This is a genomic window from Verrucomicrobiota bacterium (assembly GCA_019247695.1).
Taxonomy (GTDB): domain Bacteria; phylum Verrucomicrobiota; class Verrucomicrobiia; order Chthoniobacterales; family JAFAMB01; genus JAFBAP01.
This window is the reverse complement of the sequence record JAFBAP010000143.1, coordinates 1-13,351: the sequence shown is the minus strand read 5'-3', so window position 1 is coordinate 13,351 and position 13,351 is coordinate 1. Positions and strand designations below refer to the sequence as shown.

The window sequence follows — 13,351 nt, the reverse complement described above, 5'->3', positions numbered from 1 at the left end:
TGCATTCGGCACTTGGCAAGAAGTACGCCGTCTTTGCCCCGGAGCGGCGGCGAGAGGACTCGGCACTAAAGTTCCCGGCTACCGCCAACCGCCGCTCCGGGGCAAAGACGGCGTAGATTCCCGGCGTGCCCAACCCGCAGCCCTCATTGGTGGCATTCTTCCTTCCGCCGTGTTCGCCGTGTTCGCCGTGTGAACTCTTACGTTGTGCCCGCCAAATCGCCGTGCCCGCCGTGTGACCCGTTACCAGCCGAAGGGGAAAGGGTAGGCGGGGTAAGCGCGTTCCGTGGGGTATGCGCGGCCGCCGGGCTCAGGATAATCGTAATAGGGATTGGAATAGTCCTCGCGCCGATCGCGGTTCCGGTACGATGCTTCATAGCGGCGGACCCGGGGCGCGGACCCGAAGATCGTTACCGGGGTACCGACTGAAATGGCGCGGAAGAAGGCAATCGCCTTATCTTTCGGCATGCGGATGCACCCGTGTGAAGCCGGGTAACCCGGCAGATAACCGGCATGCAGGCCGAAGCCGGGGGCGAACTCCATAAAATAATGCATCGGCGCGTTTACGAAGCGGGTGCCGGCCGGCGTGGGCATGTCGACATCGGCATCGGCGATCACGATCCGCCCGTATCGGTCCTGGATCAGGCCGTAAATGCTGGAGGCATGGTTCAGGTCTTTGTTGATGATGCGGAAATTACCGGATGGGGTAGCGTGACCGGGCCGTCCCGAGCTGATGGGCGACTCCAGCACGGCGCGTTCGTGGTAAAGCAGGTACGCCTTCTGTTCGGTCAGGTCGATGTCAATGGCGTACTGCGCCTCGGCCGTCCGTGCCGGTATTAACAACCACAGGCAGAGGAGACCGCACGTTGCGAGCCAGTTCGGGATCCGGGCCATGCTATACTGACGCATCTTCAGCGCAAAGGCTTCCGCCTTTTTTGTACTGTGCCGGTGCGCGGCCTGACCCTTGCAGCCGGCCGGGACCGGGTGATAATGCACGTCCATGAGTTCCGCGTTGGATGTCGAACGCCTGCGCAAAGAGTACACGATGTATGGACTGCATCGCAGCGACCTGGTTTCGGACCCGTTCGTGCAGTTTAAAGCCTGGTTTGAGGAAGCGCTCAGGACCGGCGGCCCGCACGAGCCGAATGCGATGAGCCTCGCCACGGCGACTCCGGACGGAGCTCCCTCCGTGCGTGTCGTCCTGCTGAAGGGGTTCGGGCCGGAAGGATTTTTGTTTTTTACGAACTACGACAGCCGCAAAGGCCGTCATCTCGCGGCCAACCCCCGTGCGGCGTTGAATTTTCACTGGGCCTGGCTTGAACGCCAGGTCGCGATCGAAGGCGACGTGTCGAAGGTCGGCCGGGAAGAGTCCGAGGCATATTTCCGGCGGCGTCCCGTCGGAAGCCGGTACGGCGCCCTGGCGTCGCGGCAGAGCGAGGTCGTCAGCGGGCGCAGCCAGCTCGAACGGCAATTGGCTGAGGCTCAGGCCCGGTACGGCCAGGATCCGCCCGCGCCTGAGAATTGGGGCGGTTACCGGGTGCGCCCCTGCCGTTTTGAATTCTGGCAGGGCAGAGAAAACCGGCTCCATGATCGCTTTATCTATCTGCCTGTCCCGGACGGCGGTTGGCAAATCCAGCGTTTGAGCCCCTGAGTGCCGCTATGCCGTCCGTTGCTGGCCCGGCTCTGGAAAAAGTTGATGCACCCGATTTCGACCTGGAGAAGACGCTTAACTCGGGTCAAGTCTTCCACTGGACCGCGCATGGCTCGGGTTTTGCCGGCACGATTGGCGAGATTCCCGTTTACGTCGAGCAGCGCGGCGCCGAACTCTGGGTCACCGCCGGGCAGGGTGCACGGGTGCGGCGCCATTTCGCCCTTGACCATCCCATGGCGGACATCCTCGCGTCGTTTCCCAAGGATGAAGTTCTCCGGGCTGCCGTCGATTTCAGCCGGGGTATCCGCATCATCCGGCAACCCGCGTGGGAATGCCTCGCCACGTTTCTTACCTCTGCCCTCAAGCAAGTGCCGCACATCCGCGCCGTGTCGCTCGCCATCCGCCACCGGTACGGGCGTCACCTCCGCCTTGACGATCTCGAACTCCACGCCTACCCGCGTCCCGCCGTGCTGGCGCAGGCATCCCTCGATTCCCTGCGGGCCTGCAAACTCGGGTTTCGGGCGAAAAACGTTCTCGCTGCCGCCAAAATGGTCGCGCACGGCGAATTGGACCTGGATGCGATCCAAGAGTTACCGCTGCCGGAAGCGCGCGCCCGGTTGGAACGCGTACCTGGGGTTGGCCCTAAAATTGCCAACTGCGTCCTTCTCTTCGCCTATGAACGGCTGGAGGTCGTGCCCGTCGACGTCTGGATCCACCGCGCCGTGTCCCGGACGTACTTGCCCGATCGGCCGCAGCGCACCGGCGAACTTGCCGTCCAGACGTTTTCAGAGCAGTTTTTCGGTCCCTATGCCGGTTATGCGCAACAATTCTTGTTTCATCATTGGCGATTGACTTACCGAAAAGAAAGATGATTCACGTCGCGCTTTCACCTACCGAAATCCGCCGGTTCGCCGCCCTGAACCTCGACGGCGTCACGGCGATCGTTTTTGACGTCCTGCGCGCCACGTCGTCGATCGTGACCGGCCTCGCCCATGAGGTGAAGAAAATCATCCCGGTCTCAACCATCGAGGAAGCCCAGGCCCTCAAGCAACACGACCCTTCCGTGATTCTGGCCGGAGAACGAGGCGGCTTGCCGATCGAAGGTTTTGACGTCGGCAATTCGCCGGCCGAGTTCGCCGAGCTTGCCGGCCGGACCGTGGTGATGACGACCACCAACGGCACGTTCGCCATCAAGAGCGTAAGTCACGCCAGCCGCGTTTATATTGGTGCCCTGGTAAACCTCGACGCCTTGGCGGACGTGATTTTTCGGATCCGGCCAAAACGGTTGCTGCTGGTTTGCGCCGGCACCGGCGACGAGTTCAGCCTGGAAGATGCCATCGGCGCGGGCGCCCTGATTGCCCGGTTGCCCGACGATTCGGGGTTATCGGACGCGGCGATCATGGCCCGAAGCCTCTATGAGCGGGTTGGGGATGACATGCTCGAGTGGTTCCGCCATACCCGCAACGGGCGGGCCTTGGTCAAAATCGGAAAAGGCGCGGACCTGGTCGATTGCGCCCAGATCTCGCGGTACGATGTGACGGGCATTCTGGACGGCGATGCCGTGGTCGCGGCCAAATAAGGGGGCGGAACTATCGCTCGAAACGGGGCTTGATCTCGCCGCCATGGATGGATAGAACTGCGCCTCAACGGCTCCCCGCGGGTGTCTCGATCATACGGGCCGCGAATTAAGGAGATGATTTTTCCACAGGTGCCAAATTCCACTCCATTCGCGGTCCGTATTAGCGCTTGAGCGTCCGGGGCACCCGACGTACCCTGACGGGTTTTTTTCAAAACTGATGTCGGACAGGAAGAAGGTAGCGATCGCGATTGCTGGGTCTCTGATCCTACACGTGATCATTATTTTGCTGGTCAGTCAGGCCGGCGCGCTCTGGTCCGATTCCGCCGTGCCCGCTTCCGCCCCGAAGCCAGAAGAGACCCCGCCCGAATTGACGTTGCTCGAGCAGCCTTCTCCTTCGCCTCCTCCTGTTCCTCCGCCCCCTGCCTCGGAACGCCAGTACGTCCGCACGGACGACGATCAGAAGGCTGACCAATCTCCCAACGACGCGCCGTTTCAATCGGATAAAGACACGGCGGCCGCCACGGAACACGAGGGAAAGGGCCAGGATCCCCTCCCTACCGTGGACGGCAAGGAGCTGAAGGAACTGCCGGACTTGGCGTTGCGCGATCAGAACTATTCGCTCGACCAGCAGGGCAGGGACTTCGCCTCGCTGCTGAGCCAGCCCCCATCGGCGCCGTCCGCGCCCAGCACCGCCGTGCCGGCGCCGCAACCCACCGTCATGCCCGCGGCAACGCCGGAACCTACCGCTGCCGTGACGCCGGTTCCGACGCCTGAGCCCGTCGCTACCCCGGTGGCGACCCCCGAACCGGTCGCTACCCCAGTGGCGACCCCGAAACCGGTCGCCACCCCGCTCTCAACGCCGCAACTGGTCGCCACGCCCTTGCCGGCGCCGGAACCGGTCGCCACCCCGCTTTCCACCCCGGCCCCGACACCGTCACCGGTCGCCACCCCGCTTTCCACCCCGGAGCCGGTGGCCACGCCGCAACCGGCTGCCACCCCTGAGCCGGTGGCCACGCCGCAGCCGGCCGCCACCCCGGAACTGGCCGTGGCGGCGCTGGCGCCGCAACCGACGCCGGAAGCCACCGCCACGCCGGTCATCACGCCGCAACCGGCACCGGAACCCACCCCCACGCCGCAACCGACGCCGGAACGCGAGGAGTTGGCCATGCTCCGTCCCGAGTCCACCCCGGTCCCCACGCCGGAACCCGTCGCCACCCCGCTTGCAACGCCGGAACCGGTCGCTACCCCGACACCGCAGCCCCGGCGCGAACCGCCGGCCGTGGCCCGCCGCCACTCAACCCCGGTCCCGACGCCGCCCCCGGAAACGGCGCCACGGAGACCGCAGCGAGCGGTCCCCCCCATACCCAAAGGGGCATACCGTCCCCAACAGGTCGTTCGGCGGCTCGAAGGCAACCTCTCGACCCAAGGCAGACCTTCCGTGGCTGCTGTCGGCACGCCCCAGGGCCGATTTCAAAAAGCGGTCGAGGACGCGGTCGGGTCACGCTGGTATTACTACGTCCAGGCCCGTGCCGACCTGATCAACGTCGGCACCGTGCAAATCGCCTTTTCAGTGACGCCGGACGGGCGCGTGCTCCATCCGCGCGTTCTCAACAATACTTCCAATGCAACCCTGGCCAATTCGTCGCTCCAGTCGATCATCGACGCCAGGATACCCCCGATGCCGGCCGAACTCGCGCCTTTGGTGCCGGAGGACGGCCTTGAATTTACCTTCAGCTTCAACTTCATGTAACCGCGATGTTTTTTTACCTAGCCCTGTTCGAGAACGCGTTTGACTTCTTCCGCAAGGGGGGAGTCTTCATGGGCCTCCTGCTGGCCTGCTCTTTCGTTGCCCTGACCGTGATTCTCCTGCGGGCATGGGCCCTGCGCCGCCGATCGGTGATCCCGCCGTTGGTTGAACGCGAGATCAACAACTTCAAGCCGGGCGAATCCCCGGAACAGCTCCGCCGGTTGGCGCAGGACGGTGAATCGGCGCTGGCGCGAATCGTTGCGGCGGCCATGCGGTTTCCTGCCGGCGCCAAGTCCGAGGCGATGGAGGTTGTGCAATCGCGCGCCCGCCAGGAGATCGTGCGCCTGGAGAGCGGGCTTTTCATTCTCGAAATCGTCGTCGGCATCGCGCCGCTGCTCGGGTTGCTCGGTGCGGTCTCCGGGCTGGTCCGGGTGTTCTCCAACATCGGCTCGGGCGTCATGTCGACCAGCGATCTTAAAGGGATTGCCTCGGGCATCGGCGAGGCCCTCAGTACCACCATCGTCGGCCTGGCGATCGCGATCCCGGCGTTGATCGCGTTCAGCTACTTTTCGCGCCGGGTGGAGCGCCTCGCGGTTGAAATGGAGGCCCTGCTTACCGAGCTGGTCGAAAAGATTTACCAGCACCGGCGCACCGGCGGGTTGCTGCAGGAAGCGCCGGCCTCCCTGGAGGAGGAGGTAACACGATGAGGTTTTACGTTAAGCGTAAGCGGTCCCCGCAGATCATCATCGTTTCGTTGATCGATATCTTTGCCATCCTGCTGATCTTCTTTATCGTCACCACCACCTTCAAAACCGCCCAAACCCAGCTCGCCATCAAGTTGCCCGAATCCAAGAACGCAACTCAGAGCCAGACGCCGGCCGAACCGGTGTTTGTCGAGGTTGATAAGGAAGAGAAAATACAGTTCGACGGCAAAAGCGTCGGCAGCCTGGATGAACTCAAAAGCGCTTTGCAGCAATTCCAAAGCAAGGGGGCGGACCGGCCGATCGCCATGAAGGCGGATGCGGATGTGCCGTTTGGGTTTATGGTGAAGATTCTGGATACGTTCAAAGATGCGGGTGTAAAGTCTGTCCCCGCCCTCACCAGGCCAAAGGAGTAGACGTGATTCGGGAAATTGTCATCTACGGAGACCCGGTCTTGCGGACCAAGGGCAAGCCGGTCGGGGAAATCAACGATGAGGTCCGGCAGCTCGCGGCGGATATGCTCGACACCATGCGCGAGGCGAACGGAGTCGGGTTGGCCGCGCAACAGGTCGGGGTCGCAACCCAGTTGACCGTCATTGACGTCGGTGACGCGGCGTCCCGGCCGAGCCGGATGTGGGTCAACGGCCAGGAAGTACAACCTGGTGACCACATGCCGTTGTACCTCATTAATCCTCAGGTGGAACTGAGCCGGGAGGTGGAAACCGGTACCGAGGGCTGCCTCAGCTTTCCGGACATTAACGCGGACATTTCCCGCGCCGCCCACATCCGGGTACGCGCTCTGGACCTGAGCGGTGCGCCGGTTGAGTTCGAAGCGGAAGGATTGCTGGCGCGAGCGGTGCAACACGAGGTTGACCATCTTAACGGCATCCTTTTCATTGACCGGATGAATTCGGCAGCCAAAGCCGCTTTGGGCGGGAAGCTCAAACGCCTGGCCGCCGGCAACAACGTCCGGTAGAGCCGGCCGGGCAGGCCCGCGCGCATGGCGCGAGCCGGAGGTCGCAGCGGCTCGAAAACCAGTTTCTTGACCCACCCCGGAACCAGCCCACAACCCTTCAGCTCATGGCGATGCAGAACGACGCATTTCGACGACTCTCCAAAGGATCGCTGTTCGCCGCTTGTGCAGGCGTTTGCTGCCTTTGGACAGGGGCGCTCGCGCTCCACGCGGCCCCCCCGGCCACCCCGAAGAATCCAACGGTTAAAAGTAGTCAGGATATTTCCAAAGAGCTCGATCGCGAGACCGACCTGCACGCGCAGCTGGATCGTACCTTGGGTCCGGTTACCGGCGCCATCAAGCAGACCGTTGCCGGGGCGCACCGGCTAAAGCAGCACTATCACGCGGGGACACCGGAATACAACCAGGCCAGGGAACTGTACGCGCGCATTCGTCAGAACATCGGAAAATTGGAGGGGGAACTGACCGGCGCCGTTCAGACCGTAACCCAGAGTGATCGAGGGGAAAGCGCCGGCCGTTCGAACCGACAGGTCATCGCGGACGTGAACGACGCACTCCAGAAGTTTGATGATTTGATCAATCGCGTGGCTCCGGTGCCGGCTCCCCCACCGTCGACGCAGCCGGCTCCTTCGCCGCCCCCGCAAGCGGGTTCGCAAGGGGCCCAGCCCCCGCAAGCGGGTTCGCAAGGGGCCCAGCCCCCCCAAGCGGGTCAGCCCTCCGGCCAGCCGACCCCGCCCGGCCTCCCCGTCGAACCGGTTCAACCCGAGCAGTACGTGCAGGCGCAGGCACCGGCCGGGCAGATCAGTGGGGAGGTGGTGGTGCAAGTCTGTAACCTGTTTGTCGAGCATACCCTCGGCCTCGGCAACGGGTCCGCCGAAAGTATCCGCGGCCAGATGATCCGCCAGATCCGGCGTCAGGTCTCCATGCTGGACTTCGGCAGCGCCTGATCGGAATGCCACGGGTTGGAAGGCCACAAATGAAAAAATGCCACAAATGACGGATCTGCTGACGCGATTGCACGTTCACTTTGGGCATTGCTCCCCTTCTGGCATTTTCCCTCATCCGCGTAGTGCTGGGAAAGAGCGCCCCTGATCAAGTGCTCTTCCATTTGTGGCATTTCTCCGCTTGTGGCATTTGTGGCATTTTTACCAGCCGGTGATCTTGGGCCAGATTGCCGTCACCGGTCCGGCGGGTGCATCGATCACGCGGTAACGATCAAACGGGGCGCAGGTCAGACAGGCGTGGTGAGGTAGAATACGTACCTTTGCGCCGACCGGTAACATTTTATACGGTAGTTGTTCACCCTCGGCTGCCGCGATCGCGCCGTGCTCCTGGTACAGTTCGGCCACGCGCAGGTTTCCGAGCCCGGCCTCGTTTCGTTGTTCGACCGAGGGCACGACCAGGCCGAAGCCAAGGTCGTTGCGGAACTCGCTCGCGCTGACGTCTTTTGATAACGCCAGCGCGCCTGCGTCAACGAGGATGCGTGCCGCCTTCCGGTTATGGCCGATGACGGTGGCCAGCACCGAAACGGCGATATCGTCGAGCGAGCACGTTCCGAGCGCCCACTGATCGAGATCGAAAAAAGTGTAGACGCCCGGACGCACCTCTGTAATGCCGTCAAGCGACGCCGCGTGGTGAACCAGTGTGGGCGTTGAACCGAGGCTCACCGCGTCGCACCGAAAACCGCCGGCGGCAAGCCGTCCGGCCACGAAGGTCAAGCCGTCACGTTCCGCCTCGGCGATGGCGCGCGTTTCTTCAGCGCTCCGGCAATGGTAGGCGTGCCCTGCGTGCGTCAGGATGCCTCGCAGCCGAAGGACCGCTGAGCGTTCGATCGCTTCCGCCACCGCCAGGATGGCTCGTTCATCGTCGGGTCGGATTCCTGCCCGGCCCGCGCCCGTGTCGATCTCGATCAACACGTCAAACCCGGCTCCAAGCTGGACGGCCTGCTCTCCTGCTCCAACCGCGGCCTCGACGCTGTCCAGGATGATCTGTATCGCTGCGCCCGTTTCCGCCTGGATCGCAGCCAGCGGAACAAGCTTGGATGGGGTGATCCCCACTGCGTACGTGAGATCCAGGATGCCCGCCATCGCGAAATGACGTGCCTCGGCGACCGTTGAAACCGTGATCCCGCCGAAATGCCCCTGGGTCGCGATCCTCGCCACCTCGACGGACTTGGCCGTCTTCAGGTGCGGCCTCAGCTGTACCCCGAGGCGCGTCGCCCGCTCGGCCATCATCCGGCAATTGCGTTCGAGTACGGGGCGGTTGAGGAGCAAGGCCGGGGTCGGTACGTCGGAGAGCTTCATCAGGTGCGTAACCGGGGTTGAATCGAAGGTCGCCGGAAGATCGGTCCGGCGGCCGGATGCCACAAGAGGATCTCAACACCATCTCCCTCTTAACCCGGGAATATCCCAAGTCCACCTGCTCACGGTTCCCCCCCCATGCGAGCCGAGTCTCCCGTGCCCGGTGGACAGAATCAGACGGGTGAATCGTTTATGCTCGCGGGCCGATTTCTTGTTTCCCATGAACCGTGAAAACGTTAAACCGTACGGGATTGCATACGAAAGGAGGAACGAAGTCCGATGCGCCTGGTCCTGGAATTCATCCGTCCCCCTCCGGCCTTCACGCCGGGGCTTTGTCCCCGGCGGCTGCGACTCACCGGTTGGCTTTTGGCGTTCTGCGGCTGGCTCGTCGCCTCGGTGGGAGTCAACCCTTCGGCCCGGGCTGAAGATCGCTACCTTTCTACCTCGTCCGCGACGCTGCCGCGAGCCCTGGAAGTTAGCCGGCTCGCCAGGCCGCGGTTGGATCTACCTCCCACGCCGGATGCTTCGGCCGGAAACACCCCGGCTGCCGGCCTGACCGTCGCCGGGCCTTATCCCTGGAAATATAACATTACCACCACCGTGTTCTGGGTCGGTGAGCCGGCGAGCCTGGAGCGCCCGGTCTCCAACGAACAAAGCGCTTGGGATCCCGATTGGGTGTTGCGGTACGGCGGCGTTGATACTCCTGACCCCGCTGCCCGGCGCAACTTCGTCCCCGCCGGCTTTGTGCCCGGTCTGAACCCTTTTTACGTCGCGTTGCCGTACAATGACGTCGATGATCACCGCACTAAACCCGAAGCAACGCTCGTGGTCCCGTGGTTCCGGGGCGCCTTTGTTCGTGAGGGTGCGTCGGTTTGCAAAGGGCGTTGGGTCGCGATCCGGCATGGAAGGCGGGTTTGCTACGCGCAATGGGAGGACGTCGGCCCTTTTGCCGCGGACCACTGGCAGTACGTTTTCGGGATGGAACGGCCCCGGCCCAACGCCAACCAGGGCGCCGGCTTGGACGTCTCGCCGGCCGTTCGCGATTACCTGGGCCTGGGCGGCATCGACCACTGCGACTGGAAATTTGTGGACCTTGCCCGTGTGCCCTTCGGACCCTGGTCATTGTACGGCGCCGATAATCCGTTTGCACGCTTGCGGGCACCGAAGGTTGGCCGGCTGCCTTGAGCCGGACGCTTGCGAAGGCAGGCGAGGCTCTGGGACGCCCCAAATTGCCGGAATCTTCAGAGATCATCTCAACGTCGTCCAACCGTTGTTCTGGGAACATCCCAAGATTATCCCCAAGCGGGCTTGCCTCAGGCGCCCCCCGGCTGGCTTTTGGGCCCGGACTCGATAAGGATCAATGGCGTGTTTCTTACCATCGAACCAGCTGATTGGCCCGCCGCACGCGAACTTGGCGCATCGCTGCACGGCTGGATCTTTCGCGGCCATGCCAATGCCGATGACCCGCTGGAAACGACCCTCTACCGGGCGGCGAACCGCCGGACCGGACCGCTGCCCTTCCTGTCTGAATGGGAGGAGCGCATCCTGCGGCAATTCCAGCGGCGGGCCCATCACTACGTGACCGATCTGCCGCGCCGTAAAGATCGGCTCGAATGGTTGGCCTTGATTCAGCACTACGGTGGTCCAACCCGGTTGCTCGACTTTTCTTACTCGTTTTATGTCGCGGCGTTTTTTGCGATGGAAAAGCCGAAGCGCCGCGAGGCCGCCGCCGTCTGGGCCATCAACCACGCCCTCCTCGGACAACGCATCGCCGCGAAGTTGGATCACAAATGGCCGTCCAAGAATTTCGACCGCATGAACCTCGACCACATAAACTGGGTCAACGAATTCCTGGCGCGCAAACGCGACCCTGACCCGTTCGTCATCAGCGTGGCGCCGGACCGGATGAACGAGCGGCTCTCCATTCAGCAAGGCCTGTTCCTGGTTCCCTGCGACATTGCGACCCGCTTTGAACAGAACCTCGCGGCAACCTTCGAGCTGGATCCCGAAGCGCTTCGAAAGAAAGAAGCCGCTCCGTGGAAAGGCGACCGGTTGCCGGCCGAAACCGCACTTCTCAAGATTCGGCTGCCGCAACACCTTCACACGAACGCGTTGCGGGACCTGCATGCAATGAACGTCACCTCCGCATCGCTCTTTCCCGGCCTGGACGGTTTCACCCGGTCACTCTATCACGAACTCCGGCTTATGAGCGACCGGTGAGGGCGGACGGCTCGTGAATAGTAGCGAAGCCGTCAGCTAACACCTGGCTGCAGACCAAGAAAGCAACGCCGCCCGACACGGCTGCCGCTGGAGCTAACCGGGGATCGATCGACCCATGGAAAACTTTTTTGCCGGCCGATCCGCACGCCGTTACATCGGTTTCAGGCCCAACGGGGCGGGAGAACTTAGGCCAGGGTAAACCCCGCTGCCATTTAGTTAAGGGCCGGCGGATGGAGTTAAGGGCCGGCGGATGGGGGCGCTTTCGTCCCGGAGGGACGGCTGATCGTAGCCAGGGACTTCGGTCCCCGGACAGGGCATTTGATACCAATTCGACGGCCATGGAGGTAAACTTTTGACTTCCTTCCCGGGTGCCCCATCCGCGTTACACCTATCCTACCGTATAAACCGTCCGTGCCCAACGGGCCGGAGACGGTTTGATGGCCTGAAGAGCCAAAGGAACACAGCCCAGCGAGTTCTACCCCTAAGCTTTACCGACATTTTTTGAGGGCAGCGCGCAGACAGCCGTGACCGTCTTACGGCCCTAAGGGCCAAGAGAACATAGCCCAGGGCTTTACCCCCTGGGTAACCGTCAAATCACGATCGAGCCCTGAAGGGGCGGCAGAAAGCGTCGCTCCCGGGTTCTGCCGCCCCTTCAGCAAATCCAACCCGGCGGGGAGGCGTTTGTTAGGGCGGGCGCACAGGCGTGACACCTTAGGAGGGCTCGATCGTGATTTTGCGGCTTCCCAGGGCTAAACCCTGGGCTAAGTTCTACCGCCTCTTCAGGGCTGAGACCCGGTCGAAATTCTACCAAGATAGCTGTCTAAATGGTATTAGTTCTACCTCTCCCGCTGGGTGACTCGGCCGCAACCAAAGAAAAGCGCGCGTGGGGTTCCGATTCGGGGCTGCGTTCCGGCAACGTTGGACGTTCGGATACGGCCGCCCGGTGCATCTTCATTCCGATTGACGTTGTTGCCGGCCTGAACTCATTTCCGGTTACCCTTTGGTGCAATCGCGTGACGACCAGTTAGCGCATCAAACCCGATTGATCACTTGCCGTCCGAGCCCTGGTCGTTGCACCGCGTCGATAACTCGTAACTCGTTTGTCCGCTCAGGCGCCGCCGGACTGGTCCACTGCCCTGAACCAAACTCACGATCCAATTACCAGAGAGGCCCGGACGAGCGCAGGATGCCGGGCGAGAGGACGAGTTTGCGAAGAGGGTGGCCGGGTGACGTTCTGAATCGACGGAATTTCCAAAGATCATCTCGGCGCCGTCACGCCATTATTCCGGGCATATCCCAAGACCATCCCCTGACGGTGCCCGAGCACGGCGCCCCGAACGCCTGGATCAGGCCGAACCTCGCTGGCGCTTTGCTGTCTCTCGCTCACCGGCCCAGGGCAGCCCGGAGCATGACACGGCCCGGAACTCGTGACGCCGCCGGATCTTTACTTATACGGCTTCAATGGAGCCGCACTTCTTACAGTGCGGAAACAACCCGACGCTGCAATTCGCCCGGGGCGACGACAGTTGGCTTCAATGGAGCCGCACTTCTTACAGTGCGGAAACCGGGTCCGGAAGAAAAAGGAAGAAGGAACCTACCTGGCTTCAATGGAGCCGCACTTCTTACAGTGCGGAAACTGCTGTGGAAGAAGGTGCCTCGGCGTGCGTTTTCGTGCTTCAATGGAGCCGCACTTCTTACAGTGCGGAAACCTTGAGCGGGGACGACACCCCCGGCGTCTCGCTCCCCGCTTCAATGGAGCCGCACTTCTTACAGTGCGGAAACGGAGCGCAAAAAGGCTGTCGCGGCCAGCGCAAATAACGGCTTCAATGGAGCCGCACTTCTTACAGTGCGGAAACCAGCCCGCATCGCCCCTCAACGAGCCGGTGACCGACTCGCTTCAATGGAGCCGCACTTCTTACAGTGCGGACACCGGCTTCAAGCGGGCGCGTGTGACCAACCCCACCGTTGACAGGCGCCCCGAGGGGGCAGTTACTTGCGAGCTGCCCAAGCCCGGGGCGTGAGTTCGGCCACGCGCTGGACCGGGAAGTCGGCTAGCCCCGGCAACACCGAAGCCAGGTAGTCGCGCACCGGCAGCCCCAAGCGCCGGCAGGTTTCCACGATCGAGAGGATATTGGCCACCCGCGGGCCGGCCGCTTTGCTGCCGATATGGATCCAATTGCGCC

The 13,351-nt window shown here is 62.7% G+C and carries 13 protein-coding genes and 1 CRISPR repeat array; of the genes, 10 read left to right on the top strand and 3 right to left on the bottom strand.

The window, feature by feature from the left end; all coding sequences use genetic code 11:
* Window positions 1-240 precede the first annotated feature (240 nt).
* Window positions 241-891, bottom strand: a complete 651-nt coding sequence (locus JO015_16470) for a L,D-transpeptidase (protein MBW0000694.1) — start codon at window positions 889-891, stop codon at window positions 241-243.
* Window positions 892-997: 106 nt separating this feature from the next.
* Here JO015_16470 and pdxH point away from each other — a divergent pair, with 106 nt between their 5' ends.
* The 8 genes from pdxH (at window position 998) to JO015_16430 (ending at window position 7,595) form a co-directional block, all read left to right on the top strand.
* Entirely contained in the window at window positions 998-1,648 is a 651-nt protein-coding gene (pdxH, locus tag JO015_16465; protein MBW0000693.1) for a pyridoxamine 5'-phosphate oxidase, read from the top strand.
* An 8-nt stretch (window positions 1,649-1,656) separates the two neighbouring features.
* Entirely contained in the window at window positions 1,657-2,520 is an 864-nt protein-coding gene (locus JO015_16460) for a hypothetical protein (protein MBW0000692.1), read from the top strand.
* Window positions 2,517-3,227, top strand: coding sequence for a 2-phosphosulfolactate phosphatase (locus JO015_16455; GenBank protein ID MBW0000691.1), 711 nt, complete (start codon window positions 2,517-2,519; stop codon window positions 3,225-3,227). The genes JO015_16460 and JO015_16455 overlap by 4 nt, the downstream gene beginning before the upstream one ends.
* Before the next feature lie 217 nt (window positions 3,228-3,444).
* Complete coding sequence (locus tag JO015_16450) at window positions 3,445-4,977, top strand: hypothetical protein (GenBank protein ID MBW0000690.1); 1,533 nt, start codon at window positions 3,445-3,447, stop codon at window positions 4,975-4,977.
* Window positions 4,978-4,982: 5 nt separating this feature from the next.
* The gene (locus JO015_16445) at window positions 4,983-5,681 is read left to right on the top strand and encodes a MotA/TolQ/ExbB proton channel family protein (protein ID MBW0000689.1); all 699 of its coding nucleotides are present in this window, start codon (window positions 4,983-4,985) and stop codon (window positions 5,679-5,681) included.
* Window positions 5,678-6,091: a biopolymer transporter ExbD gene (locus tag JO015_16440; protein ID MBW0000688.1), complete on the top strand. Its 414-nt coding sequence runs from the start codon at window positions 5,678-5,680 to the stop codon at window positions 6,089-6,091. Before JO015_16445 ends, JO015_16440 begins: the two co-directional genes overlap by 4 nt.
* A 2-nt stretch (window positions 6,092-6,093) precedes the next feature.
* Window positions 6,094-6,651, top strand: a complete 558-nt coding sequence (def, locus tag JO015_16435; protein ID MBW0000687.1) for a peptide deformylase — start codon at window positions 6,094-6,096, stop codon at window positions 6,649-6,651.
* 104 nt (window positions 6,652-6,755) lie between these two features.
* Complete coding sequence (locus tag JO015_16430; protein MBW0000686.1) at window positions 6,756-7,595, top strand: hypothetical protein; 840 nt, start codon at window positions 6,756-6,758, stop codon at window positions 7,593-7,595.
* Window positions 7,596-7,793: 198 nt separating this feature from the next.
* Here JO015_16430 and JO015_16425 read toward each other — a convergent pair whose 3' ends face one another.
* Window positions 7,794-8,951, bottom strand: a complete 1,158-nt coding sequence (locus JO015_16425; GenBank protein ID MBW0000685.1) for an alanine racemase — start codon at window positions 8,949-8,951, stop codon at window positions 7,794-7,796.
* A 276-nt stretch (window positions 8,952-9,227) separates the two neighbouring features.
* On the opposite strand from JO015_16425, the gene JO015_16420 reads away from it, so the two are divergent.
* Both JO015_16420 and JO015_16415 read left to right on the top strand, forming a co-directional pair.
* The gene (locus JO015_16420; GenBank protein MBW0000684.1) at window positions 9,228-10,133 is read left to right on the top strand and encodes a hypothetical protein; all 906 of its coding nucleotides are present in this window, start codon (window positions 9,228-9,230) and stop codon (window positions 10,131-10,133) included.
* A 180-nt stretch (window positions 10,134-10,313) separates the two neighbouring features.
* Complete coding sequence (locus tag JO015_16415) at window positions 10,314-11,168, top strand: FRG domain-containing protein (protein ID MBW0000683.1); 855 nt, start codon at window positions 10,314-10,316, stop codon at window positions 11,166-11,168.
* A gap of 1,455 nt (window positions 11,169-12,623) precedes the next feature.
* A CRISPR array of direct repeats spans window positions 12,624-13,098; the repeat unit is 36 nt; unit sequence GCTTCAATGGAGCCGCACTTCTTACAGTGCGGAAAC.
* Window positions 13,099-13,157: 59 nt separating this feature from the next.
* On the opposite strand, the gene JO015_16410 is transcribed toward JO015_16415, so the two are convergent.
* On the bottom strand, window positions 13,158-13,351 hold a 194-nt coding region (locus JO015_16410; protein MBW0000682.1), incomplete at its 5' end, for a transposase domain-containing protein.

What these genes read in the sequence shown, in the direction of transcription:
- JO015_16430 (MBW0000686.1), top strand. Translation starts at nt 6,756, where the DNA reads ATGGCGATGCAGAACGACGCATTTCGACGACTCTCCAAAGGATCGCTG.
- JO015_16445 (MBW0000689.1), top strand. Translation starts at nt 4,983, where the DNA reads ATGTTTTTTTACCTAGCCCTGTTCGAGAACGCGTTTGACTTCTTCCGC.
- JO015_16460 (MBW0000692.1), top strand. Translation starts at nt 1,657, where the DNA reads ATGCCGTCCGTTGCTGGCCCGGCTCTGGAAAAAGTTGATGCACCCGAT.
- JO015_16455 (MBW0000691.1), top strand. Translation starts at nt 2,517, where the DNA reads ATGATTCACGTCGCGCTTTCACCTACCGAAATCCGCCGGTTCGCCGCC.
- pdxH (MBW0000693.1), top strand. Translation starts at nt 998, where the DNA reads ATGAGTTCCGCGTTGGATGTCGAACGCCTGCGCAAAGAGTACACGATG.
- JO015_16420 (MBW0000684.1), top strand. Translation starts at nt 9,228, where the DNA reads ATGCGCCTGGTCCTGGAATTCATCCGTCCCCCTCCGGCCTTCACGCCG.
- JO015_16470 (MBW0000694.1), bottom strand. Translation starts at nt 891, where the DNA reads ATGGCCCGGATCCCGAACTGGCTCGCAACGTGCGGTCTCCTCTGCCTG.
- JO015_16450 (MBW0000690.1), top strand. Translation starts at nt 3,445, where the DNA reads ATGTCGGACAGGAAGAAGGTAGCGATCGCGATTGCTGGGTCTCTGATC.
- JO015_16440 (MBW0000688.1), top strand. Translation starts at nt 5,678, where the DNA reads ATGAGGTTTTACGTTAAGCGTAAGCGGTCCCCGCAGATCATCATCGTT.
- JO015_16425 (MBW0000685.1), bottom strand. Translation starts at nt 8,951, where the DNA reads ATGAAGCTCTCCGACGTACCGACCCCGGCCTTGCTCCTCAACCGCCCC.